The organism is Synergistota bacterium (assembly GCA_025060595.1).
Taxonomy (GTDB): domain Bacteria; phylum Synergistota; class GBS-1; order GBS-1; family GBS-1; genus 42-11.
On sequence record JANXBX010000005.1, the window covers coordinates 16,681 to 41,475 of the forward strand.

Below are 24,795 nucleotides of genomic sequence, written 5' to 3' on the forward strand. Positions count from 1 at the left end.
AGTTTGAAGAAATTTAGTTTGGTTAAGTGGTTTTTCGTTTTAAGCTTAACTTTTATCTTCTCCATTAATGTTTTTGCTGAGGTTAAAAATCCTGACACCATAATTGTAGCTACCATAGGAGATGTACATACTCTTGATCCTCACTTTGCTTATGATACTGCAAGCGGAGAAATCATATATAATGTTTATGAAAATCTTATAGCCTATAAGGGAGAGAGTGTTACAGAATTTATACCGCTTTTAGCTACGGAGGTTCCAACGGTGGAAAATGGTCTTATAAGGGACAATGGAAGGACCTATATATTCCCCATAAGGAAAGGGGTGAAGTTTCATAATGGTTATGAGCTTACTCCTGAGGATGTGGCTTACTCCTTTAAGCGCTGTATGATACTTGATAGGACCGGTGGACCTAGCTGGATGATATTGGATCCACTACTAGGTTATGAAAGTCTGGAGGACTTAGTTAGGGATAAGGCGAAGGTTTCAAGCTGGGGAGACCTTTTTACTGAGGATGGTAAGCTTAAGCCTGGATTTGAGAAAGTTATGAGAGAGATATACGATATGATAGATAAAGCTGTAGAGGTTCAAGGAGATAAAGTGGTCTTTCGTCTTGCTAAACCCTATCCTCCTTTCTTAAATATTCTTGCTCAAGGGGCAAGCTGGTCTGCTATTTTAAGTAAAAGGTGGTGCATTGAGCAAGGGGACTGGCCTGGTACTCCTGAGGAATGGTGGAAATATCGCGATCCTCAGAGAGAAAAGGATCCACTCTATGAGCGAATGAATGGAACTGGTCCATTTAAGCTTGTTGAATGGAAGAAGGGGGAATATGTTAAGCTTGAGAGAAATGAGAATTATTGGAGAGGTCCTGCAAAGGTAAAGTACGTTTTGATAAAGAAGGTTGATGAATGGGCTACAAGGAGGATGCTTCTTGAGAATGGAGATGCTGATGCAGTTTATGTACCAAGGCAGTATCTTCCTCAGATTGAAAAGATGAAGGGGATAAGGATAATTAGAGGGCTTCCAACTTTGGCTATACAGGCTGCATTATTTAACCTTAATATAAAAATTGAGGGAAATCCTTACGTAGGTAGTGGAAAGCTTGATGGCGAAGGGATACCATCAGACTTCTTTAATGATATTCACGTTAGAAGGGGATTTTGCTATTTATTCGATTGGGACACTTACATAAAAGAGGTTTGGAATGGAGAAGCGCTTCAACCTACTGGTATAGTTCCAAAGGGGCTTCTGGGATATAATCCTGATGGCCCAAAATATAGCTTTAATATGGAAAAGGCAAAAGAGGAGTTTATGAAGGCTTGGAATGGTGAGGTTTGGAAAAAGGGTTTTAAGTTTACGATACTTTATAATGCTGGAAATGAGGAGCGAAAAATAGCTGCCGAGATGCTTGCGAGAAACGCACGTAAACTTAATCCTAAGTTCAGGATAGAAGTTAGAGGAGTTCAGTGGTCAACCTATCTTTCTGATCTAACTAAGGGGAATCTGCCACTTTTTATAATGGGATGGCTTGCTGATTATCCTGATCCTCATAATTTTGTTCAACCCTTTTTAAGTAGTAGGGGGGCTTTTATGGCCTATCAGGGTAAAAATGCGATTGAACTTGCTAAGAGGGAGTTTGATCCCCTCATAGAGAAAGCTATGACTATCGGTGATTCGAAAGAGAGAGAGAAAATATACTTTGAGATTCAGAAGAAAGAGCATGAGTATGCTCCTCATATACTTCTTCATCAAGCCATGGGAGTTCATGTTTCAAGAACTTGGATAAAAGGATGGTATTATAATCCCATGAGGCCTGGTGGAGATTTCTATAGCCTTTATAAGTCCGAGGAATAAGTGAAATTATATGATAGCTTATATTTTAAGAAGGCTTTTAATCCTGCCTTTTATTTTGTTAGGGGTTACTTTTCTTGTTTTCTTCATGATGCAGTTTCTCGATCCTGTTCAAAGGCTTTCTGCTTACATAAAAAGTCCTGAGGAGTTAAAAAACCTTACTACTGAGGATCTAAATAGGTTAATAAAAAGGTATGGATTGGATAGACCTCTCGCCGTTCAGTATTTTGATTGGCTTAAGAAGGTCTTAAAGTTTGATCTGGGTTGGTCGGAAGTAGCCCATCAACCAGTTAAAGATGCCATACTAAACAGGTTTCCAGCAACGCTTGAGCTTGCGCTATTTGCTGTTTTCCCCGTGATATGGATTGGAATACAGCTTGGAGTAATTTCAGCAGTTCACCGAGATAGACTATTAGATCAAGCTATAAGAGTTTTTGCAGTTGTGGGATGGTCAATGCCATCTTTCGTTTTTGGAATACTTGTTCTTTTCCTCCTTTATGGTGTTTTAGGTTTATTTCCACCAGGAAGATTGTCCCTTTGGGCTCAGAATATTGTGAGTTCACCGGATTTTAAGGCATACACAGGGCTTTATGTGATTGATGGTCTTTTAAATGGTGAATTAAGTGTAGCTTTAGATGCTTTAAAGCACCTTGTAGGTCCTATTATAACCTTGTCTTATCTGTGGTGGGCTTTCATATTGAGGATTACTCGCTCAAGTATGCTTGAGGCTCTTCATAAGGAATATGTAGTTACTGCACGAGCTAAAGGGGTTCCTGAAAAGCTTGTAATTCATAGACATGCTAAAAGAAACGCTCTTATACCTGTAGTTACGGTTGCAGGAATGATGGTTTTGGGGCTTCTTGGTGGGGTTGTGATAACAGAAACTATTTTTGATTATCCAGGAATAGGTAGGCTTGCTGCTTCTGCGGCTCAACAGCTTGATTATCCTCTTATTCTTGGAATAACTCTATTTGATGCTTTGCTTCTAGTTTTAGGTAATCTTATAGTTGATATTCTTTATGCCATAGTGGATCCAAGGGTGAGGCTTGAATGATAGGTTTTTCTCAAGTTTTGTTGAAGCTCGTGAGGAATCCTACATCGCTTTTGGGGATCGTTTTGGTTTCATTTTTTGCTTTTATAGCCTTGTTTGCTCCTCTTATAGCTCCTCCTGAGTATCCTGATGAGCCCTATCTTCTTCCTAAGGCTGGATGGGCTATAGAGCCCTCTCCTCCTTCGGAAAAACATCCATTTGGTACAACAGAGGGACAATATGACATCTTTTATGGGATAGTCTGGGGGTCGAGGACGGCCTTTAAGGTTGGGTTTATAACAGTTGTTTTTTCGGCTTTGATTGGTGTTATCGTTGGTTCTATTTCTGGTTACTTTGGGGGTTGGATAGATGAACTTATAATGAGAATAACAGATATATTTATGGCATTTCCATTTTTGGTTGCTGCTATGGTGCTTACAACCATACTCGGGAAGGGACTGGACAAGGTTATGATAGCTCTTGTAGTTTTCGGTTGGATGGGGTATGCTCGATTGATTAGGGGGAGTTTTCTTTCTGCTAAAGAAGAGCTCTACGTTCTAGCAGCTAAGGCAATAGGAGTTAGCACCTTTAAGATAATATTTAAGCATATACTTCCTAACACAATATATCCAATAGTGATTCAGGCCTCTATGAATATGGGTTCTATGGTTGTTACAGCTTCAGCTTTAAGTTTCCTTGGGGTTGGAGCTCCTGATGGTTATGCTGATTGGGGACAGATGATCTCTTATGCAAGGAACTGGATAGTAGGAGCGCCTGGAGAAGCTCTTAAGTACTGGTATACTTTCCTTTATCCGGGAGGGGCGATAGCTCTTTTTGTTTTAGGTTGGAATCTTTTAGGTGATGCTATAAGGGATATTCTTGATCCTCGACTTAGGGGGCTTAAGGTTAGAGAATGAGAAAGCTTCTTGAGGTTTTGAATTTGAAGACATATTTTTTTATGGAAGAGGGGGTGGGTAAAGCTGTAGATGATGTTTCCTTTTTCGTAAATGAGAGAGAGGTTTTTGGTCTTGTTGGAGAATCAGGTTGTGGGAAAAGTATGACTGCTTTATCTATAATGAGGCTTGTTCCTTATCCAGGAAGGATAGTTGGAGGGGAAGTTATTCTTGAAGGAGAAGATCTCTTAAAGAAATCTCCCGAGGAAATGAGGAGCATAAGAGGCAGGAAGATTTCTATGATATTTCAGGAGCCAATGGTTGCTTTAAATCCCGTCTATACAATAGGTTTCCAGATAGCTGAAGCAGTGTTGGTTCATAATCCAGAGATAAGTTTGGAGGAGGCTTGGGAGAGGGCAATTGAGATGTTGAGTAAAGTTGGCATTTCGAATCCGAGGAGGAGAGCTGAAGAATATCCCTATCAGATGTCTGGAGGTATGAGACAAAGAGCAATGATAGCTATGGCTTTGATAAATAATCCTAGATTACTTATAGCTGATGAACCTACTACCGCCTTGGATGTTACGATACAAGCCCAAATACTTGAGCTTATGGAGGAATTAAGAAAAGAGTATAGGGCATCCATCTTGTTTATAACTCATGACCTTGGGGTTATAGCTGAGGTTTCTGACAGGGTTGGAGTAATGTATGGAGGTAAAATAATAGAGATAGGAGATGTATACTCTGTTTTTGATAAGCCTCTTCATCCCTATACGTTTGCGCTTTTAAAGTCTTTGCCTAGCCTGGATAAGGAAGAAAGGAGACTTTATTCTATACCTGGGTCTGTTCCGAATATCCTTAATTTCCCTAAAGGTTGCAGATTTAAAGATAGATGCAAGGAGTCTTTTTCTCTTTGTGAGGAAGAACCTCCAATGTTTGATGTGGAGGGGGGTCGTCTTGTCAGGTGCTGGAAGTTTTATGACGGTGTTTAAAAAGGGACTATTGTGTAGTATTCCAATAATGCTTGGATATATACCAGTGGCCGTAACGTTTGGGATTTCGGCAACTGCAGTTGGGCTTAATAAGTTAGAAGCTATTTTATCATCTTTGCTTATATTTGCGGGAGCTAGCCAGTTTGCAATGATATCTCTTATTAAGCACTCTTTTGAAAGTGCGATAATCATTCCCGTCTTACTAAATTTGAGGCATTTGATTTACGGTTGTATTATTTCTTATCGATATGATATAAAAATGCCATTTTTGACTGCATTTGGTTTAACTGATGAGGTTTTTGCTGTTTCGGCTAACATGTCAGAGAGTGAGGAATTTATTTGGGGTCTTGAGGTAGGGGCTTACGTTTCCTGGTTTTTAGGGACTCTGATAGGTGTTTTGGGAGGAGAGCTTTTATTAGTTAAAAAGGATTTGGCTAACTCGCTTATGTTTTCTCTTACAATATTATTCTTTATTCTTCTAATACCTGGTTTTAAGGATGAAAGGAAGCTTTCTACTCTAATTGGTGGAGTTATTGCTTTAGTTTTTCACTGTCTTGGATATACTCCCTTAGGGGTCATGTGTGCGGGGATTTTGACCCCCTTTTTGGTATCAAAAATTAAGGGATAGGTGAAGAGCTTGCTTGAGCATAATATTTTTGTTATTGCTATCATTGCTATTTTAACTTATTCAGCAAGGCTTCTTCCTTTATACTTTAAGGGTGTGTTAAATAAATTACCTCATCTTGAGGAGTTCTTAAGACATTCGTCGATGGCTTTAATGTCTGCTCTTTTCGTCACGTCGCTTGTAAGTTTTCCCGTAAATGTTAGGGAACTTGGCCTTAATATTTCTGCTTTGATCTTTGTTTTTATATCTTATAAGAAATGGAAAAGCTTAGGTTTATCTGTTCTATTTGGGATTGTTATTCACTGGTTGCTTTCTGTAGTGATATCAACATGAAGGTCTTAATTTTCGATGGTTATGTAGATGAACCAGCTTGCTTTGGTGTTTCTCCATATATATCTCCATATCCTAGGTATATAGCTGGGGTTTTACTTTCTCATGGAATAGAGTCTGATTATATAACGGTTGATTCTTGGAGAGTTAAGGAAAATAAGTTTAGCTTCTTGAATTCTTATGATCTGCTTATAGTTATATCAGGCCTCACAGTACCAGGTAGATATAGAGGAGGAACACCATTAACCTTAACTGAGTTGGAAAGTATAGCCTCTTCTGTTAAGCGCCCTTTTAAGATTTTGTGTGGACCTATCAAGCATGGTTATTCTCTTAAGGGTGGTAAGAAGGCAGTAGGAGTTAAAGGCCTTTCCTTTGATTTGTTAGCATTGGGAGATCCTTGCTCTGTTTTGGATTCTTATCTTAGAGGGAGGTTAGACCCCTTTGCAAGAAGAAGTTATAAGGATTTAAAGCGGTGGGCGTCGCTAGGAGCTTATATAATTAGGCTTCATGATAGGTTCCCAAAGATAATATGTGAAATTGAAACTGGTAGAGGTTGTGAGAGAGCTTTGCACTGTTCCTTTTGCACAGAAGGATTGCTTGGTTTTGTTGAGTATAGGCCTCCTGAAGATGTGATAGAAGAGGTTTCTTCTCTTTATGAGGTTGGTTGTAGAGCTTTCAGGCTTGGTAGACAACCTAACCTTTTTGCATATATGGGCGGAGAGAGACCAAATGTTAAGGCTGTTGAATATCTTTATAAGGGTATAAGGGAGGTAGCTCCTGAAATTAAAGTATTACATATGGATAATGCTAATCCCTGGTATATAGCAAACTTTCCTGAGGAGTCTTTTGAGATAGCTAAGGTGATATCCATTTACAATACAGCTGGTGATACTGCTCCTCTCGGGGTTGAAAGTGTTGATCCTGAGGTTATAAAGAAAAATAACTTAAAAGCAACCAGGGATGAAGCATTGAAAGCTATAGAGATCATTAATAAAGCAGGGGGATGGAGGGAGGGAAAGGAGCTTCCTAAGCTTCTCCCAGGAGTTAACCTTCTTTATGGGTTACCTGGTGAAAGCTATAAAACTTATGAATTAAACTTTAGTTTTTTAAAAGAGGTTTTAGATAAGGGTTTCCTTTTGAGGAGGATAAACATAAGGCAGGTTGTAGCTTTTGAAGATACTCCTCTTTATGAGATGTTAGGAGGTAAGCCTCCTAAGATTAATAAAAGGCTTTTTGATATATGGAAACAAAGGGTCAGAGAAGAGATAGATTTTGCTATGCTTAAGAAGGTTGCGCCGCCAGGATCAATTATAAAAGGAGTAATAGTTGAAGAGGTTCGAGGGAATTTAAGTTTTGGGAGAGCCTTGGGCAGCTATCCCTTACTTGTTGGGATTCCTATGCCCCTAAAAATTGGAGAGGAATTAGACGTTTTCGTTATAGATTATGGATATAGATCTCTAACGGCACTTCCTATTCCTTTTAAGATTAATGAAGCGCCTTTTAGTGCCATTGAGGCTATACCTGGTATAGGAAAAGGAAGGGCTAAGCGGATAATTCAAGCTCGACCCTTTAATAGCAAGAGAGAATTAATAAATTCTCTTGATGATCCTAAGATATTGGAGTTTTTTCTTGAGTTTTTAGAGTTACCAAACGAAGGGAATTAGTCTCCATGTTCTTTTCCTGTAATCCTTGAACTCAGGTAGTTCTTCTAGGACCTTTTCCTCTTTAATTATCTTTCTTATAAGAATAAAGAGGTTGAGAGAGAAGGGTAAAATAAGAAGCCTCGATTCAGAGGCGGTAACTCCACCTAAACATAGAAGGGCAAGTCCCAAATAAAGGGGATGTCTTATTAAAGCGTAAGGGCCATTTTTAATAAGCTTTTCTGGTTTTTTCAACCTCACTGAAAAGCTTTCCTTTAAAACAGCTCTTCCCCATATCCTTAAAGTTACACCTAAAAAAGCTATTAGGCTTCCCCAGAGATTTTCACTTTCAAAGAAAGTTATGTAACCTCCGTAAATTAGTATAAGGGCGGTGAAAGAAACCATAAGGAGATATTCTAGATTTCTTTCACCGCTTATGAAGAAGTTCCAGCCTCTTTCAAGTAGAAACCAAATTGAAGCTATTGCTGGGAAAACCATTTAGGCTCTATTTATGCTTTTCGTAGCTATAACGTTAGCTTCTGTTCCTGCAACATTCTTTATTATTATATCCCCAGCTTTTATTGGTGCTTTAACTTTTGTATTTTTTATTTCTTTCATTACATCGAATATTTTGTATTTTGGTATAGCTTTATCTATCTTAACACTTACCAAAGGTAGGTCTCCATCTTCGACCAGAACGCTTGAGGCTATTGTTCTCTTAGGGTTAAAGATTTCATTATAAGCGTAATCTTTACCCTTGGAGCACAGAGCATTATCGATTTTTAGCCCGTTGGGGTTTTTATCATCACGAGCAACTATAAGATTGCAGCTATTTGGACACAATATACAAACCATTTCTCTTATCATTCTATCATCACCTCTAACTTTTCCGCACTTTTCAGTTCTTCTGCTTTAACTTCGATATTTTCCATCACAGCAGGATGAAGGTTTATTATTCTCTTTCTCTTTATTACTCTGTTATTACCGTCTCTTATAACTATATATCTATTTCTTGATGGATAGCTTACTCTAAATAAGAAGTTTACGTCTAATTTTCCAGAAATCTTGTGTGGTAGCACATATCTTATTCCTTCACCTGCTTTTACGTCTATCCAATTTTTGGATCTTGGTAAACTTCCTTCAAGGTAACGTTTTGCAAATTCCGCTACAAGCTCTCCTTCCATTGATGCCCAGTCGGCTAAATCATGCACGTGAAGAACATTTCCAGCTGCAAATACGCCCTCTATGTTAGTTTGATAGGTGTCATCTACTATAGGACCACCAGTTACTGGGTGAATTGGGATACCAGCTTCTCTTGATAGCTCATTTTCTGGTATGAGTCCGACAGAGAGTAGAAGTGTATCGCATTTTACAAACTTTTCACTGTTAGGGATTATCTTTCCCTCATCATCCAATTTTACATAGGTTACTCCCTCAACTCTTGCTTTTCCGTGAACCTTAGTTACTGTGGTTTTAAGATATAAAGGAATGTTATAGTCTTCAAGACATTGCACAATATTTCTCGGTAGACCGCTTGAGTAAGGTAATTTCTCTAGCACCATAAGGACTCGAGCTCCTTCTAGCGTTAATCTTCTTGCCATTATAAGGCCTACATCTCCAGAGCCAAGAATGACCACTTCGTTTCCAATCATGTAATTGTCTATGTTCATCAGCCTTTGAGCCACTCCAGCTGTGTATATTCCTGCGGGTCTGGTTCCTGCAAGCCATATTGCTCCAGCAGTTCTCTCTCTGCAACCCATCGCCAGAACGATTACTTTTGCTTTTATTTTTTCTCTTCCCCATGGGCCGCTGAGTATCATGCTTTTATCTGGGAAAAGATTAACTACCATAGTATCAGAGAGAATATCCACTTTATAGTTAATGAGCTTTTCTAAATATTTATCTATATACTCTGGACCTGTTAAACTTTCTTTAAATTTATGTAATCCAAAGCCATCATGAATGCATTGGTTTAATATGCCTCCCAGTTTTTTTTCTCTTTCTACCAAAAGTACGTCGTTAACTCCTATTTCCTTTAGTCTGGTTGCGCAAGCTAAACCAGCTGGTCCCGCACCTATTATTACTACGTCTCTTTCAATCATATTTTCTCATCCTCCCTGAGAATAGCCAAGATCCCTCTTTGTGAAGCTGAAAATCTTCTGGTTTGTATCCAAACTCTCTCTCAAGGATTTCTATTATCTTAGGCATGCAGTAGCCCCCTTGACATCTTCCCATCATAGATCTTGCTCTATATTTTATGCTTGCTAATGTTTTAGCTCCCAGAGGGTTTTCTATGGCTTCTATTATCTCTCTTTTGGTTATCTTCTCGCATCTACAGATTATTTCTCCGTAAGCCGGGTCTTCCTTCACTTTTCTTTGTTTTTCTTCTTCCCGAAGCTCTTCAAATTTTTCGAGGCGAGGTGCTGAAGGTATGAATTTTTCTTTAGGCAGTAAAGTTTCCTTCTTCTCTATCATCTCCTTTACCACTCTTGCTATAGCAGGAGCGCTTGTTAATCCTGGCGACTCTATACCAATTAAGTTTATGAAGTTTGGAATACTTTCCTCTTCTTTTATCACAAAGTCATGGAAAGTTTTATCTCCGGGTGGAACTGGTTTAGCTCTTATACCTGAGAAAGTCCTTATTACATCGCTTCTTTTAAAGTAGGGCCAGAGCTTGTGGCCTCCTTCAAATAGCTTTTCCATTACTTCAGGGGTACTTTCATAGTCTTCTGGATCCTCTATGTACTCTGCTGAAGGGCCTACCGTTATAGGGCCCTCTACAGTAGGTGTTATATGAACTCCTAGGTGCCCTCCAACCTCTTTACTTGGGACAGGATATATAGGCATTTTAAGGAGAGGACCTAATGTTTTATCAAGGAGTAAGTATTCTCCTCTGCAGGGGTAAATTCTATAACTATCAATACCTACTAACTTTGAGAACTCCGCCGAAAACACGCCAGTGGCGTTTATAAGCCATCTACACTCATATTTGTCTCCCTTTTGGCTTTTGAGTTTAAATACTCCGTTTTCTTTTCTTACTTCTACTATCTTACAGTTTAAGAAGTATTTTACTCCATTTAAAAGGGCAGTTTCAGCAAGAGCTATAGTTAAAAGATAAGGTGAAAAAATAGCAGTTGCAGGAGAATACATACATGCTATTGCTCCACCTACACCTGGGCATATTTTTTCCACATTATCGCTTCCTCTAATTATTTCCAATCCTTCGACTCCATTAGTGTCTCCTGTTTCTTTAAGTTTATAAAGCTCTTTTACTTCATCTTCCTCGAAAGCAACGAGGACTTTTCCTGTGGGTTTAAAGGGGACCTTAAGGATCTTTATCCACTCTTTTATTTTTTTGTTTCCTTCAACACAAAGTTTCGCTTTAAGCGATCCAGGACGGTAGTAAAACCCTGCATGAACGACACCGCTATTTCTACCACTCGCTCCAAAACATACATCTGGCTCCTTTTCGAAAACTGCTATTTTGAGATCAAATCTTGATAATTCATAAGCTATTGATGATCCAACAGCTCCTCCACCAACTATTCCTACATCAAACACTTTTTCACCTCCCACCTTAAATGAGTGTATTTAAATGTAAGTATACTGAGTGTATTAAGTTTGTCAAGAGGTAAACGGAATTAAATTTTCATCATGTTGACTTAAGGGTGACAACTTGATATACTTAAAGTGATTGATTTTAAAAGATTTGCTGTCAATGCAAGGAAGAGTATTCTTTTGTTTAATGGTGTCGTAAATTGCGCATGCTTATGTTTAAAAGTGATTTGTTTTTGATCTAAAGGAGTTGTTAGGTTGATGCCTATTTTTAAACCTAAGAGAATTTATGAAGAGGTTGCGGAGGAAATTAGAGATTGGATATTGACAGGTAAAATTAAACCTGGCGAAAGACTTCCGTCAGAGGAGGAGCTCTTGCATATTTTTGGCATAAGTAGAGCATCTTTAAGAGAAGCTTTTAGGCTTCTTGAGTCTATGGGACTTGTGGAAACGGTTTTGGGGAGGGGAAGGTTTGCTCGGCCCATTCCTGAGGTAGATAGGGATAGCCCTAAGGTTTTCTATGAGGCGCTTATGGCTAGAGAGCTTCTTGAACCGACCATAACGAAGTATGCTGCTAGATGTGCTGAACCTGAGGATGTGGATAGGATTGGTAAAATCGTAGAGGCTATGGAAAAAAGAAAGGAGCTTTCCGTTGAGGAAATGGTTAGGTATGATCAGGATTTTCATCTTGAGGTTGCTAAAGCGACTCATAATTTTCTGCTTGTAAACATTACTATGGATTATCTTAACATCATTAAGAGCCTTGGGGAAAACACTTTGAAGGTTCCAGGAAGGAAAGAGAGATCTTTTAGGGAGCATAAGAAAATCTTCGAAGCTATAGCCTCAAAGGACGAGGAAGGGGCTTTTCAGGCAGATTTAGAGCATGTAAGGAATGTAAGGGAGATGATAGATAAGCTTTATGGGAGGAGAGAAAGTAGTCAATAATTTGACATTATCGGAAAGCTTTGGTTGTGAGCTTGAGATTGGTTTTTTGAAATTAAGGGAGGATGGTTTGGTTATTTACCTAGACGAGGCAGCTTCTAAGCTCTTAGGTGTTACTGCGGAAGAAGTGAAAGGAAAAGTTTTTTTATGGGAGTTTTGTCACGGCCCTAAGGGTGTAATTGGAGGGAAAGAGGCATTTACTAAATTTTTGGAACGCTTGAAGAAAGGAGAAGAGATCGCTTCTTACAATTTTTGTCTCTTTTCAAAGCAGGGTTCGTCCTTTTATGCTGTTATGAAAGGTAAATTGGTATACGAGGAAAAGGAACCTATTATCTTTGCAGCAATTGTTAAGTTGCCTCTTGATAGAGAGATATATTTTAATCTCCTTAGAGATATTCCTTCTGCGTTATTTAGGATAAGTATGGATAATAGATTTGAATTTATCGATGATGAAGGTGCAAAAGAAATTCTTGGTTATTCTGCTAAAGATTTAATAGGTAAGGAAGTTTACGAAATTCATTTTGATAGAGTTGCGGCTGATAACCTTTTTAGGGAGATAAATAGGGTTCTTCTAGAGAAGGATAGTGTTAGAGTGCGGCAGGTTCTATTGAAAAGAGCAGATGGTACTCCGGTTTGGGTGACTTCCATAATTAGAGGGATTTATGATAAAGATGGTAGCCTAAAAGGAAGAGAAGGTATAATGATAAGATCAAGCTTTCTAAACTCAGTTGGCGGTGAATTAGAAGATAAAGATGCGTCATTAAGTATGCTTGGGCATGATATTAGAGCTCTTGTAGGAAGCGCTATATCCTTTCTTGAGCTTTTATCTGAAAGTGGCTTGAACGAGTTTCAAACTAATCTCCTTAAGAAAGCTTGCGTAAGTGTTCATGGAGTTAGAAGGCTTTTTGAAAATTTTATCTACTCTTATAGAATTAGGTCAGGTAGGCTTGAGGTTTTAGAAGAACCCTTCGATCTTAATGAGGTGATTGATAATATTTATGTAGTTATATCTCCCTATCTTAAAGAGGGAGTGGAATTTAAGTTAGATATTCCTGAGTTTCCCTATATGCTTTTAGGGGACTCTCCTAAGCTTGAGCAGATTTTGCTTAATCTTCTTGTTAATGCCGCTAAGGTCACTACTGAAGGTTTTGTGGAGCTTTCCGTTAAGAAGATAAGAGAGGACGAGGTGGTGGAGATTCTTTTTTTAGTTAGAGATAGCGGGCCTGGAATTCCTGAAGAAATCAAGGATAGAGTATTTTCGCCTTTTAAGCGATTTTCTACCTCTTATAAAGGGTTAGGTTTGGGTCTTTATATATCAAAGACCTTAGCTAAACTTATGAAAGGCGATCTCTGGTTAGGAGAAAGCGAGAAAGGAAGCCTTTTCTGTCTTAAGCTTCCCTTTAAAAGGGGAGAAATGAAAAAAGAAAGCTCTTCTTAGGTGAGCATGTTTAGGTTTAAACTTTTTCTAGTCTTTTTAATCCCCATTTTTGCTCTTTTATTTATCCCCTTTGGGATGGTAAATGCCTCTTTAAATGCAAAGTACATCTTCTTATTTATAGGAGATGGAATGGGTTTCCCTCAGGTTAAGTTGGCTGAAGCGTTTTACGGAAGTTTAACAATGTGTAATCTTAAAGTAAAAGGGGAAGTGGCCACTTACGCAGCCAATAAAGAGGTTCCTGATTCTGCTGCTTCCGCTACTGCATTAGCCACTGGTTATAAGACATTGAACGGAATATTAGGTATGGATCCCTTGAAGACTGAAAAACTTAAGACCATTGCTTATATGGCAAAAGAAAGAGGCATGAAGGTAGGGATAATAACCAATACTCCATTAGATGATGCTACTCCTGCAGCCTTTTATTCTAATCAACCAAGCAGGTTGAATTATTACGAGATTTCTCTAGATTTAATAAGTAGCGGTTTTGACTATTTCGTTGGTGGCAGACCCTTGGGGAATTCCGATAGATATAGAAAAGGAAAACCTGATATATTGAAACTTGCTGAGAAGAAGGGATATTCGATCATAAAGGGGGAGAGAGAGCTCAAGTCGTTAAAATCTAATAAAAATAAGGTAATAGTTTTAGATCAAGCTCCGACGCTATACTATGAGATAGATCGTCCGCTCGGCTCTTTATCCTTAGCAGACTTGTTAAGGATAGGAATTGAATGCCTTTACGGTTCCTCTGGTTTCCTTATGATAGTTGAGGGAGGGAAGATTGATTGGGCCTGTCATGCTAATGATGCAATGACAGCCATTGCTGAGGTTAAGTCTTTTGACGAAGCTATCAAAGTAGCTTTGGATTTCTATAATAAGCATCCAAGAGAAACTCTAATTGTAGTTACAGCAGATCATGAAACTGGCGGTATGGAATTGGATCTTTCTGAGAAAAAATATAAATACCTTGCTTTTCAAAAGGTTTCTTATGCTAAGTTCAATATGGAGCTTTTTAGACTAAAGTCTAAACCTTATGATAAAAGAAGACTCTATTCATTAATAGAAAACTGCTTTGGTTTTACCATAAGCGAGAGAGAAGCAAATTTACTTGAAGAAGATGAAAGGAAGTTAACCTTTAAGCTGATACGGATTTTAAATGAAAAAGCAGGGATCAAATGGAAAACGGCAGGACATACTGCTACCAGCGTTCCTATTTTTGCTCATGGAGTAGGAGCTGAACTTTTTGAAGGCTTTATAGATAATACTGATGTAGCCAAAAATATTATGAGAATTGCTGGATTAGTTTTTTGATTCCTTCTCTAATTTTGAGTTCATCTTCTTCTTTGGTTTTCCCGTTGATTTCTATAATGTCTACGAGTTTTAAATCGGAATCTTTAAGAAGCTTTTGAAGCTCTCTTTTTAAAGCTCCTGCCCATCCAAAGTTACCTAATGCTAAGACTGGTTTTTCATAGTTAGCCTTATCTAATATTTCATAAATTAGATATTTAGCTATGGGATGTAAACTTGCTTCGTAAGTTGAAAAACCAAAGATTATGAATTTGCTATCTGGTATTTCTTTTAATATTTCGCTAAGGGCTGGGGAATTGGTATCAGTGAAACCGTAAACTAGGGGTTTAGTTCCGCTTTTCTTTAATTCATCTATTGCTATTGTTATTCCCTTTTCAACGAAACCATACATGGAGTCGTATATCACCAGAGCCTTTTCTTTTTGAGGGTCGCCTTTTGCTACTTTTGCATAGTGTTCGAGTAGTTTCATGGGTTCCTTCATCCATATTAGTCCATGTCCTGGGAGAATAGCTTTGAGGTTGTTTAATACTCCCATGCCCTCGAGTTTTTCGAAATTCTCAGGAATGTATTTCTTGTAATGTCCTATAACCGTTACTATGTATTTAGTGACATGCTTAAGATATTTTTCTATGTTAGCTTCATTCGCGTCGTCTATATTGTCTGGAATGGAATAGCCTCCTCCTACATCACATCCAAAGATGATTCCTTTGTCTGGAAGATAAGTAATAATTGTGTCTGGCCAATGGAGCCATGGAACATAAATGAATTTGAGCCTATTATTTCCTAACTCAATTTCTTCTCCATCCTCTACAGTTTTTATATTTTCCCTTATGCCATAAAAGGCATCTAAAAGCTTTTTGGCAAGGGAGGAACAGATGATTTGTGCCTTTTTCTTGTTAGCTTCCAACAATACTGGTAAAGCTCCGCTATGGTCTGGTTCTGTGTGGTGAACAACTATATGGGTTATATCCTCTGGATTAACTATGCTTTTGATGGCGTCGAGAAACTCACGGGAATAGGTATCCTTCCATGTGTCAAACAAGACAATATTATCCTTTATTTTCATTATATATGCATTATAGGTTATTCCCTCTGGTATGTCCCATATAGCTTCGAAGAACTTTATTTTGTCATCATCGATTCTAAGTAAGTGTATCTCCGGTTCTTCAAAAAGCTTTTTAATCCACACCTTAGGCATATTTATCCCCCCTTTTGAAGTTTGTTTACTTTTAGAATTGTATCAGAAGAGTATCTAAGTAACAACTCCTTTTTTCTTTTTGTGGTATAATGTATAAGAAATAGACCTTCATCTAAGCTCACCGTTGTCCCCAGCGATGGGCTTGGTTGGAGGATAAAAAATGATAAAGGGGGGAACTTTGAATGTCCTTAACTAAGGAGGAAAAGGAAAGTATAATAAGAGAGTTTAGACTCCACGAGTCTGATACGGGATCTCCAGAAGTGCAGATTGCTGTTCTTACAGAGAGAATTAATAGGTTAACAGAACATCTAAAGCAACATCCAAAGGATTTCCATTCAAGAAGAGGTTTGTTTAAAATGGTTGGTAAAAGGCGCAGGTTGCTTAATTATCTTAGAGAAAAGGATGCACGTAGGTATTTTGAGCTTATAAAGCGCCTTGGCCTCAGGAGGTAGTTCTAAAATGATAGAGGTTGTGGGAGGAGAGGTAGGAGGACGTGAACTCTCCTTCGAAATTGGTAGAGTTGCTTGGCAGGCTAATGGTGCTACGCTTGTCAGGTATGGCGGAACAGTTGTGTTAGTTACTGCTGTTATGTCTGATGAAGTTAAAGAGGGAGTTGATTTTTTACCGCTCCTTGTGGATTACGAGGAGCGGTTTTATGCTGCTGGTAAGATCCCGGGTGGTTTCTTTAAGCGAGAGGGAAAGCCAAGCGAAAAGGCTATACTAAGTGCAAGGCTTGTTGATCGTTCCATAAGACCACTCTTCCCGAAGGGGTTTAGAAATGATGTTCATGTGGTGGTAACTGTTCTTTCCTATGACCAATTAAATCAGCCAGAGCTTCTTGCGATAAATGGTGCATCTCTTGCGCTTGGTATATCGGAAATACCCTTTGAGGGACCTATTGCAGCTGTCAGAGTAGGATATATTGATGGTGAATTTGTGGTTAATCCTACTGAGCCTGAACTTGAAACGAGCGATCTTGATCTCGTTATTGCTGGAACCAAAGATGCCATAGTTATGGTAGAGTCTGGTTCGCAGGAGCTTCCAGAGAAGGTTATAATAAACGCGATGGAATTTGGTCATGAGCACATTAAGAAAATCATAGAGATTCAAGAGAGGTTAATAGAAAAGTGTGGTAAGGAAAAAGTAAAGGTTGAACTACCCCCTAGGAACGAGGAGCTAGCACGGAGAATAAGGGAAAGATGGGCGCATCCTATAAGGGAAGCGTTGAATGTAATGGCTAAAGCGGAGAGAAATGCTGCTATAGCTAAGATACAGCAAGAGGCTTTTAAAGAGCTTGGTGAGGAGTTTTTAGGTTATGAGCTTCAAATTAAGGAGGAGCTTGACGCTCTTCTTCATGAAACCGTAAGAAAGATGATAGTTGAGGAGGGAATAAGAGCTGACGGTAGAGGTTGGAAAGATATCAGGCCAATAACTTGTGAGGTTGGCTTGTTACCAAGAACACACGGTTCTGCTTTATTTACACGTGGTGAAACGCAAGCTCTTGTTATAACTACAATAGGAGTAGTAGGTGATGAGCAGATAGTAGATGGTCTTGGTGAGGAAGAGGCAAAGAGATTTATGCTACACTATAACTTCCCACCTTATAGTGTTGGTGAAGTTAGACCTCTACGAGGACCTGGCAGAAGGGAGATCGGTCACGGAGCGCTAGCTGAGAGGGCTTTAAAGGCAGTGATACCTTCGGAGGATGAATTTCCTTATATAATTAGAGTTGTCTCAGAGGTGCTCTCTTCAAACGGATCTACTTCTATGGCTACTGTGTGTGGCGGAACTTTATCCCTGATGGATGCAGGAGTTCCAATTAAATCTCCTGTTGCAGGTATAGCTATGGGGCTAGTAAAGGAAAATGATAAGGTAGTAGTGTTAAGCGACATTCTTGGGCTTGAGGATCATCACGGGGATATGGACTTTAAGGTGGCTGGAACAGAAAGAGGTATAACTGCACTTCAAATGGATTTAAAGATAAAGGGGATAACATTTGGCACTTTGGAACAAGCTTTAGAGCAGGCGAAAGAAGGAAGGCTTTATATTCTTGAAAAGATGAGAGAAGTTATAGCTGAGCCTAGGCCGACCCTTTCTCCCTACGCTCCAAGGATAATGGTTGCTGAGATTGATCCCGACAGGATTCACGAGGTTATAGGCCCTGGGGGGAAGATAATAAGAGATATCATAAGGAAAACTGGAGCCAAAATAGACATAGAAGAAGATGGGAAAGTTTATATATCTTCACCTACAGAGGAAAGCGGAATAAAGGCCTTAGAGATGATAAAAGATATAGCAAGAGAAGTTAAGGAAGGGGATGTTTTTAAAGGTAAGGTGACTAGAATTACTAAGTTTGGCGCATTTGTTGAGATATGGCCTGGTAAAATGGGTCTTGTTCACATATCTGAGCTTTCCGATAAGAAGGTAAAAAGCGTTGAGGAAGTGGTTAAGGTGGGAGATGAGATAGAGGTTATGGTTATAGGTATAGATAGTCTTGGTCGCATAGCTTTAAGTAGGAGGAAGGTTCTTGAAGCGACAGAGGGAACAAGTCAATCTTCAGTAGAACCTAAGTTTCCAAAAGCTAATATAAGAAAACCACAGGAATTTAGGAGGAAGTAATTTTTGACTGATAAAAAGATCGTTTTAAGGATTAAAAGGGAGAGGGACGATATCCCTCTCCCTTCTTATGCTACATTAGGTTCTTCTGGTCTAGATCTGAGGGCTTCTGAGGATGTTTTGATCCCTCCCGGTGCTTGGAAAGCGGTTTCTACGGGTATAAGGATTTCTTTGCCTTTAGGATATGAAGCTCAGATCAGGCCTAGAAGTGGTCTCGCTCTTAAAAATGGGGTTACAGTTCTTAATTCTCCCGGAACTATAGACTCGGATTACAGGGGAGAAATAAAGGTTATACTCATAAATCATGGTAAGGAACCTTTTTTCGTTAAGAAGGGAGATAGAATTGCTCAGATGGTTATATCCAAGGTAGAGCAGGTTGAAGTAGTTGAAGTGGAGGTTCTTGATGAAACGGATCGTGGAGAAGGGGGTTTTGGACATACTGGTTTGAAATGAGTGGAAAATTGTTACTTGTACCTTTAGGCGGTCTTGGAGAGATAGGCAAGAACATGATGCTTCTTCAGTATGAGAATAGCATAATTGTAATAGATGCTGGTCTGGCTTTTCCTGATGAGAATATGCCTGGGATTGATCTTGTTATACCGGATATAAGTTATCTTATTGAGAATAAAGATAAGGTCTTAGGAATAATACTTACCCATGGTCATGAAGATCATGTAGGTGCTATTCCTTATATCCTTAAGGAATTAGATGTTACGGTTTTTGGAACCCCTTTGACCTTGGCTGTCCTTGAAAGTAAGTTCAGTGATGGTATAGAGTTTAAAAAGAGAGTTGTGAGGGAGAAAGAGGTTATAAATTTAGGTCCGTTCACTGTGGAGTTTCTTAGGGTTTGTCACAGTATAGCTGATGGGGTTGGGTTGGCTATAAGGACTCCTTTAGGTCTTGTGGTTCATACGGGAGATTTTAAGTTTGATCAAACTCCTGTTGATGGTAAGGTTACAGATTACAGAAGATTTGCTGAGCTTGGAGATGAGGGGGTCCTCTTACTTTTATCAGATAGTACTAATGCTGAGCATGAAGGTTATACTCCTTCAGAAAGGGAAGTAGGACTTGCTTTAAATGAGCTTTTTATGAGGGAAAGGGGTAAAAGAATAATAGTTGCTACTTTTTCTTCCAATATTCACAGGATTCAACAGGTTATGGATGCAGCGCTAAAATATGGTAGAAAGGTATCTATAATAGGTAAAAGCATGCTTAAGCTTGTGGAACTTGCCAAGAGCTTAGGTTATATTAATTTTCCTGAAGAAGCCTTGATTTCTCCTGAGGAAGTGGAAATGTGTTTCCCTCATGAAGTTGTAATCATAACTACTGGAAGTCAAGGAGAACCCCTTTCAGGGTTAAGCTTGATGGCCTCTGGTGAGCATAAGTATGTAAGGGTTACTTCTGATGATGTAGTGGTTATATCCGCTATGCCTATACCAGGTAACGAGAGGCTTGTAGCTAAGGTTGTTAACCTTCTATTCCAAAGGGGTGCGGAAGTTCTGTACGAACCCTATAGGCAAGTTCATGTTTCTGGTCATGCAAGTAGGGAAGAGCTTAAACTTATGCTTAATTTTACTCGCCCTAAGTATTTTATTCCAATTCACGGAGAATATAGGCATTTGGTCAGGCATGCAAAAATAGCTGAAGAGATGGGATTGCCTAAGGAGAATATATTTATTTTAAATAATGGGGATATACTTGAGCTTTCTGAGAGTGGCGCCAAAGTTAAGGGTAAAATCCAAACAGGAGCTATACTGATCGATGGTTTAGGAATAGGAGATGTGGGTAACGAGGTTTTAAGGGAGAGAAAGAGGCTCTCTCGAGATGGGATAGTTGTTGTTTCTGTGGCCTTAAATGGTAAGAGAATCCTTTGTGAACCTAAAATAGAATCTCAAGGATTTATATACGAAAGAGAGTGGAATGGGCTTATGGAAGAAGCTAAAAATAGAGTAACTAAAATTCTCAAAGAATTTTGTGGCTTGAACGATAGTGTACTTGAGGCTAAAATTGTTGAGTGCTTAAGAAAACTCTTTTTGGAAAGCACTGGAAGATTTCCAGTTATAATCCCAATAATAATGAGGGCTGAGGATGAAAATATTTGATGCTTTTGTTTTAGGAGCAATTCAAGGACTAACAGAATTTTTACCTATAAGCAGTTCTGGTCACCTTCTTATAGTAGAAAAGCTTTTAAATGTGGAAGGAGATCTTCTTTTTTTGAATGTTCTCTTTCATGCTGGAAGTCTTGTCGCTCTTCTTATTCTTTTCAAAAGGATGGTTTTTTCTATTATCAAGGGGTTTTTCCTTAAAGATGAATATTTCAGGAGACTCGGGTGGAGTATAATAGGTGCTTTGATTCCAACAGGGATCATAGGGGTTTTGCTCGAAAAGAAGGTTGAAAGCATATCTTTAAAGGGAGTTGCTCTTTTTTATTTTATTACTGCTATATTCCTTTTTTCTTTGAAGTATCTAGGAGGAATAAGAGACTTAAAAGGATTTAGTTTTAAGGATGGTTTCTTTGTTGGAATAGCTCAAGGTATGGGGGTTTTCCCGGGGCTTTCTCGCTCTGGAGTAACCATATTTAGTGGTTCTTTTCTTGGACTCGATATGGATAGTGCGATTAGGTTTTCTTTTCTACTTGCCATTCCTACTATTGGAGGAGCCTTTTTATTTGAGCTTAAGGATATAATTTCTTTAAATCAAAGAGTAGATTGGTTGGTTTTACTTGTGGGTTTTGTCTCTTCTTTTTTCTTCAGCTTTCTTGCTATTAAATTACTTATGAGAAGTTTTATTCAAAAGAACCTTCATTGGTTTTCTTTATACTGTTTGGTTTTGGGATTAGTGTTACTCTTGATGCCATGAAGATAGTACTTGCTTCTTCATCGCCTCGGAGGCAAGAGTTGCTTAAAATGATAGGACTTGACTTCGAAGTTATATCTCCCATCGATGTTGATGAGTCCCAATATGATTCTGTTGATCCAAAAGATATTGTTGTTGAGCTTGCTTTTAAGAAAGCTAAAAGCGTTTCTGAGAAACTGTTAAAAGAGGGAGAAAATGCTTTAGTAATAGGAGTGGATACCTTAGTTGAAATCAAAGGGCTTCTCTTAGGGAAACCATCTTCGAAAGAAGAAGCTTTTAATATGATGCAGCTTCTTCAAGGTAACACTCATAGGGTTTTTTCCGGTGTAGGATTGATCGAGGTTCCAACATTGAGATCAGAGGCAGGGTTTGAAGTTACTAAGGTTAGCTTTTATCCGCTTACTATTAGTGAAATAAATGCATATATAGATTCAGGGGAATGGGTTGATAAAGCTGGTGCCTATGCTATACAGGGTAAAGCTTCGCTTTTTGTTAAGAAGATAGAAGGGTGTTACTTTAACGTTGTTGGGTTGCCTTTAGCCTTGTTGAGGAGACTTTTGATCAAGTTTGGCTTAGATCCGCTTTTTATGGAGGTGTGATTCTTTATGTTTCGTAAGTTTCTGTTTTTTATTTTTTTCTTGGGTTTAGCGTTTAGCTTTTATTTTCTCTACCATAGAGTGAGTGTAGAATTGCAAAATAGGGTTTTCTCTGTATCTTTAGATATGGAGGAGATTAAGCTTCTTTCCTCTATTGAAGGTGTTCCACTTGAAACAGTCTTAAGAAAGCTCAAAGAAAGTGGAGCGAATGTGGTTTCCGTACATGCTCTTACTTTGGATAACCTTTATAAAGAGGGGAAGGTTTTATTTTTTCAAGGTTATGAGGCTGATAGATATCAATGGCTTAAGGGGGATTTTAAACCCTATTTTACTTATGTTCTAGTAAAAGATGAAAACTTATTAAGGAGTATCTTCCTATCCTTGGGTTTCGCTATAGGTATGGATAAAGTTGAAATTAAAGATGTTGAAGGAGGGCTTATTATAGAGGTTAAGAAGAGCTTGGAAAGTACGATTGCTATTCCTATATGCTTTTCGAAAGATGAGGTTGACCTTCTCAAGAGGGAAGGTTTTAAGGTTTACTTGAGGATAAGGAACTTCAGAGAGAATAATCCAGATTATATAAAACATATATTTGATGAGATGGATTTGCTGGATACAGAAAAGGTGCTGGTCTTTGATGGTGAAGAGGCTTTCGGTTATCCTAACCTGTTAAAAGAGGTTTCTTCTGAGATAAAAAAGAGGAATTATAAGGTTGGTTTGATTGAATTTGCTAAGCAGATAGGAAAGGAGGAAATCGCTCTTTATAGCTTTCCAAACGTTTTGCTCGTTCATAGCATAGATGCGAAAGAAATCCTCATTTATGATAAAGAGAGGGCTCTCTTGAGGTATTTGAGAGCGGTCAAAGAAAGAAATATGAGAGTTTTATATGTTAGATTTTTCTTTAATCTCCGGGGAGACCTAGTAGCGGAAAACGCGAAGTACATATCAAACCTGATAAGCTCCATAAAAGAGGCTGGTTTTGTCTTAGGTAGTCCAAATCCTTTGCCCAATTTCAGTAAAAGCTCTTTCATAGCCTTTGTGATATCTTTTGGAGCGCTTGCTGGAGTTACACTATTTCTAAAATATCTTAGTATTTTCAGGGAAAAGTATATACTTCTTTTTCTACCTCTAGCTATCCTTTCTTACGTGTTCCTCTATTTCTTTAAAGGATCTTATTTTAGCTTTACTCTTTTAGCTCTTTTAGTTTCTATTATTTTCCCAGTTTGGGGTATGCTTGTTCTTATTGATAAAAAGGAGACCATAAGTTTGATGCACAATAGCTATAGTGCCTATTTAAGGAGCTTCTTATTTTTAAGCCTTTATCCTATCTTAATTTCTCTTTCCGCTGGAGTATATATATCTTCTATACTGGGTGAGCCGCTTTTTATGTCTAAGCTTTTCCAATTTAAGGGAGTCAAGATAGCATATCTCTTCCCCCTTGTAAGTGCGGGATTAATAGCTCTTCATAAAGAAGGCAGAAATTTAAGGAGCTTGATTAAGGAACCATTTATGAAGGAAGAGTTTTTGGTTTTTCTGGCATTGTCTGGAATTGTTGGGATTTATCTTATTAGAAGTGGTAATATTCCTGTGGTAAAGCCAATTTCTATTGAAAGGGAGGCAAGGGATGTTCTTGATATATTGCTTTATGCTCGTCCCCGTTTTAAAGAGTTCTTAATAGGATATCCTTCGATAGCTCTCTTTCTATACCTTAGTTCTAAAAAGCTTCTCTCTAACTATAGGCCTTTGGTTATAATGGTGGGGACAATAGCCCCCGTTTCAGTTATTAATAGCTTTTGTCATATACATACTCCATTTTTGCTTTCGCTCTTAAGAACGATAAATGGGGTGATCTTCGGTTGGGTAATGGGTGCCCTTTTGCTTTTAGTTCTTCATCTTTTTTATAAAAAATGAAGGTATTTATATCCGGTTATTATGGTTTTGGAAATTTAGGTGATGAAATGTTACTTGATGCCTTGAAGAATCTACTTTTAGAAACGGGCTTTAGGAGGGATGATATCGTAGTCCTTTCAGCTTCTCCTGAAAATACATTGAGAGAACATATGCTGCCGGCAATTAAAAGAGGAAATTTTATAAGCCTCCTTTTAAATATAAAGAAAGGTGATATTCTTATAAGCGGTCCTGGAGGATTGTTTCAGGATGTTACAGGACCCTGGAGTCCGCTTTTTTATGCTTCACATATCTTTTTAGCTCTTATTAAGGGAGCAAAAATTTTCTTATACGGACAAAGCTTTGGGCCTATAAAAAGGAAGTTTAATTTGAAGTTGCTTAAGTTTCTTTCTTCTATGGCATCTCTTGTGGTTTTAAGAGACAAAAGCATGAGTGATATAGTACCTGAAGGCAAGCTTTTCTTTACCCCAGATCCTGCTTTTGCTCTTTGTTATGATCAAGAGAGAGGTAAGGAAAGGAATGGAATATGTCTTGTTTTTAGGAGATGGAGTTGGGACTTAGATGCTCTTGTTTCTTCTCTTATTAAAACTGGTTTACCTTTGACGCTTGTCTCTTTTCAACCCTCTTTAGAGCGGGAGGAGGGATTAGATCTTTCTAGAAAATATGAATTGCCCTTTTATGGATTTGAAGATTGGAAGGAGGCTTTAAATTTTTTCTCTCAGTTTAAGATTTTAGTTGGGATGAGATTGCACTCTCTTATAATTTCCGCTATGGCTTTTACTCCTTTTATTGGGATTTCTTATGATCCGAAAATTAAAAATCTATGTGATCTTTTAGAAATGCCGTATATAGAAGATGAGAAGGGTTTCTCCCTCTTAGATAGATATGTGGATGCTCTCATGGTAAAATGGGATAGGGAAAAAGAAAAATTAAAAAAGAAGGTAGAGCTTTTAAGAAGCGAGGTAAAAGCTATTTTCGTAGAGAGTATGGATATCTTGATGGGGAGGGAAAGATGCTAAGATG

23 protein-coding genes are annotated in these 24,795 nt (G+C 38.4%); 18 read left to right on the forward strand and 5 right to left on the reverse strand.

Annotation, left to right across the window (positions count from 1 at the left end; translation table 11 throughout):
• The first annotated feature begins 3 nt into the window (after nucleotides 1–3).
• Genes NZ900_04640 through NZ900_04670 form a run of 7 tightly spaced genes read left to right on the forward strand, consistent with a single transcriptional unit; the run spans nucleotide 4 to nucleotide 7,382 of the window.
• Nucleotides 4–1,851 carry an ABC transporter substrate-binding protein gene (locus NZ900_04640; protein ID MCS7233370.1) on the forward strand — a complete coding sequence of 616 codons (1,848 nt, stop codon included), beginning with the start codon at nucleotides 4–6 and terminating at the stop codon, nucleotides 1,849–1,851.
• 10 nt (nucleotides 1,852–1,861) lie between these two features.
• A complete protein-coding gene (locus NZ900_04645) occupies nucleotides 1,862–2,902 on the forward strand; it encodes an ABC transporter permease (GenBank protein ID MCS7233371.1) in 1,041 nt (346 codons plus the stop codon).
• Nucleotides 2,899–3,795: an ABC transporter permease gene (locus tag NZ900_04650; GenBank protein ID MCS7233372.1), complete on the forward strand. Its 897-nt coding sequence runs from the start codon at nucleotides 2,899–2,901 to the stop codon at nucleotides 3,793–3,795. The genes NZ900_04645 and NZ900_04650 overlap by 4 nt, the downstream gene beginning before the upstream one ends.
• The gene (locus tag NZ900_04655; GenBank protein MCS7233373.1) at nucleotides 3,792–4,763 is read left to right on the forward strand and encodes an ABC transporter ATP-binding protein; all 972 of its coding nucleotides are present in this window, start codon (nucleotides 3,792–3,794) and stop codon (nucleotides 4,761–4,763) included. The genes NZ900_04650 and NZ900_04655 overlap by 4 nt, the downstream gene beginning before the upstream one ends.
• Nucleotides 4,729–5,391: an AzlC family ABC transporter permease gene (locus tag NZ900_04660; GenBank protein MCS7233374.1), complete on the forward strand. Its 663-nt coding sequence runs from the start codon at nucleotides 4,729–4,731 to the stop codon at nucleotides 5,389–5,391. Before NZ900_04655 ends, NZ900_04660 begins: the two co-directional genes overlap by 35 nt.
• Entirely contained in the window at nucleotides 5,392–5,721 is a 330-nt protein-coding gene (locus NZ900_04665; GenBank protein MCS7233375.1) for an AzlD domain-containing protein, read from the forward strand.
• Complete coding sequence (locus NZ900_04670; protein MCS7233376.1) at nucleotides 5,718–7,382, forward strand: radical SAM protein; 1,665 nt, start codon at nucleotides 5,718–5,720, stop codon at nucleotides 7,380–7,382. The genes NZ900_04665 and NZ900_04670 overlap by 4 nt, the downstream gene beginning before the upstream one ends.
• On the opposite strand, the gene NZ900_04675 is transcribed toward NZ900_04670, so the two are convergent.
• Genes NZ900_04675 through NZ900_04690 form a run of 4 tightly spaced genes read right to left on the reverse strand, consistent with a single transcriptional unit; the run spans nucleotide 7,362 to nucleotide 10,919 of the window.
• A complete protein-coding gene (locus NZ900_04675; GenBank protein ID MCS7233377.1) occupies nucleotides 7,362–7,856 on the reverse strand; it encodes a hypothetical protein in 495 nt (164 codons plus the stop codon). The two genes, NZ900_04670 and NZ900_04675, sit on opposite strands and share 21 nt — an antisense overlap.
• A complete protein-coding gene (locus NZ900_04680) occupies nucleotides 7,857–8,225 on the reverse strand; it encodes a DUF1667 domain-containing protein (GenBank protein ID MCS7233378.1) in 369 nt (122 codons plus the stop codon).
• Complete coding sequence (locus tag NZ900_04685; protein ID MCS7233379.1) at nucleotides 8,222–9,460, reverse strand: NAD(P)/FAD-dependent oxidoreductase; 1,239 nt, start codon at nucleotides 9,458–9,460, stop codon at nucleotides 8,222–8,224. The genes NZ900_04680 and NZ900_04685 overlap by 4 nt, the downstream gene beginning before the upstream one ends.
• Nucleotides 9,453–10,919 carry an NAD(P)/FAD-dependent oxidoreductase gene (locus NZ900_04690; protein MCS7233380.1) on the reverse strand — a complete coding sequence of 489 codons (1,467 nt, stop codon included), beginning with the start codon at nucleotides 10,917–10,919 and terminating at the stop codon, nucleotides 9,453–9,455. Before NZ900_04690 ends, NZ900_04685 begins: the two co-directional genes overlap by 8 nt.
• Before the next feature lie 255 nt (nucleotides 10,920–11,174).
• Here NZ900_04690 and NZ900_04695 point away from each other — a divergent pair, with 255 nt between their 5' ends.
• The 3 genes from NZ900_04695 to NZ900_04705 are packed head-to-tail and all read left to right on the forward strand — an operon-like array spanning nucleotide 11,175 to nucleotide 14,601.
• Nucleotides 11,175–11,858 carry a FadR family transcriptional regulator gene (locus NZ900_04695; protein ID MCS7233381.1) on the forward strand — a complete coding sequence of 228 codons (684 nt, stop codon included), beginning with the start codon at nucleotides 11,175–11,177 and terminating at the stop codon, nucleotides 11,856–11,858.
• Entirely contained in the window at nucleotides 11,833–13,293 is a 1,461-nt protein-coding gene (locus NZ900_04700; GenBank protein MCS7233382.1) for a PAS domain-containing sensor histidine kinase, read from the forward strand. The genes NZ900_04695 and NZ900_04700 overlap by 26 nt, the downstream gene beginning before the upstream one ends.
• Before the next feature lie 6 nt (nucleotides 13,294–13,299).
• Entirely contained in the window at nucleotides 13,300–14,601 is a 1,302-nt protein-coding gene (locus tag NZ900_04705; protein ID MCS7233383.1) for an alkaline phosphatase, read from the forward strand.
• Here the strand turns inward: NZ900_04705 and NZ900_04710 are convergent.
• Nucleotides 14,573–15,796: an FprA family A-type flavoprotein gene (locus NZ900_04710; GenBank protein ID MCS7233384.1), complete on the reverse strand. Its 1,224-nt coding sequence runs from the start codon at nucleotides 15,794–15,796 to the stop codon at nucleotides 14,573–14,575. The genes NZ900_04705 and NZ900_04710 overlap by 29 nt on opposite strands.
• Before the next feature lie 182 nt (nucleotides 15,797–15,978).
• Here NZ900_04710 and rpsO point away from each other — a divergent pair, with 182 nt between their 5' ends.
• The 8 genes from rpsO to NZ900_04750 are packed head-to-tail and all read left to right on the forward strand — an operon-like array spanning nucleotide 15,979 to nucleotide 24,791.
• Nucleotides 15,979–16,248, forward strand: a complete 270-nt coding sequence (gene rpsO, locus NZ900_04715) for a 30S ribosomal protein S15 (protein ID MCS7233385.1) — start codon at nucleotides 15,979–15,981, stop codon at nucleotides 16,246–16,248.
• 7 nt (nucleotides 16,249–16,255) lie between these two features.
• On the forward strand, nucleotides 16,256–18,415 hold the full coding sequence (locus NZ900_04720) for a polyribonucleotide nucleotidyltransferase (GenBank protein ID MCS7233386.1): 2,160 nt from the start codon (nucleotides 16,256–16,258) through the stop codon (nucleotides 18,413–18,415).
• Nucleotides 18,416–18,418: 3 nt separating this feature from the next.
• Entirely contained in the window at nucleotides 18,419–18,865 is a 447-nt protein-coding gene (dut, locus tag NZ900_04725) for a dUTP diphosphatase (GenBank protein ID MCS7233387.1), read from the forward strand.
• Nucleotides 18,862–20,514: a ribonuclease J gene (locus tag NZ900_04730; protein MCS7233388.1), complete on the forward strand. Its 1,653-nt coding sequence runs from the start codon at nucleotides 18,862–18,864 to the stop codon at nucleotides 20,512–20,514. Before dut ends, NZ900_04730 begins: the two co-directional genes overlap by 4 nt.
• Nucleotides 20,501–21,271, forward strand: coding sequence for an undecaprenyl-diphosphate phosphatase (locus NZ900_04735; protein MCS7233389.1), 771 nt, complete (start codon nucleotides 20,501–20,503; stop codon nucleotides 21,269–21,271). Before NZ900_04730 ends, NZ900_04735 begins: the two co-directional genes overlap by 14 nt.
• Complete coding sequence (locus tag NZ900_04740) at nucleotides 21,268–21,867, forward strand: Maf family protein (GenBank protein MCS7233390.1); 600 nt, start codon at nucleotides 21,268–21,270, stop codon at nucleotides 21,865–21,867. Before NZ900_04735 ends, NZ900_04740 begins: the two co-directional genes overlap by 4 nt.
• Nucleotides 21,868–21,873: 6 nt before the next feature.
• Nucleotides 21,874–23,775 carry a DUF5693 family protein gene (locus NZ900_04745; GenBank protein ID MCS7233391.1) on the forward strand — a complete coding sequence of 634 codons (1,902 nt, stop codon included), beginning with the start codon at nucleotides 21,874–21,876 and terminating at the stop codon, nucleotides 23,773–23,775.
• Nucleotides 23,772–24,791, forward strand: coding sequence for a polysaccharide pyruvyl transferase family protein (locus tag NZ900_04750; GenBank protein MCS7233392.1), 1,020 nt, complete (start codon nucleotides 23,772–23,774; stop codon nucleotides 24,789–24,791). Before NZ900_04745 ends, NZ900_04750 begins: the two co-directional genes overlap by 4 nt.
• The last annotated feature ends 4 nt before the right edge of the window (nucleotides 24,792–24,795 follow it).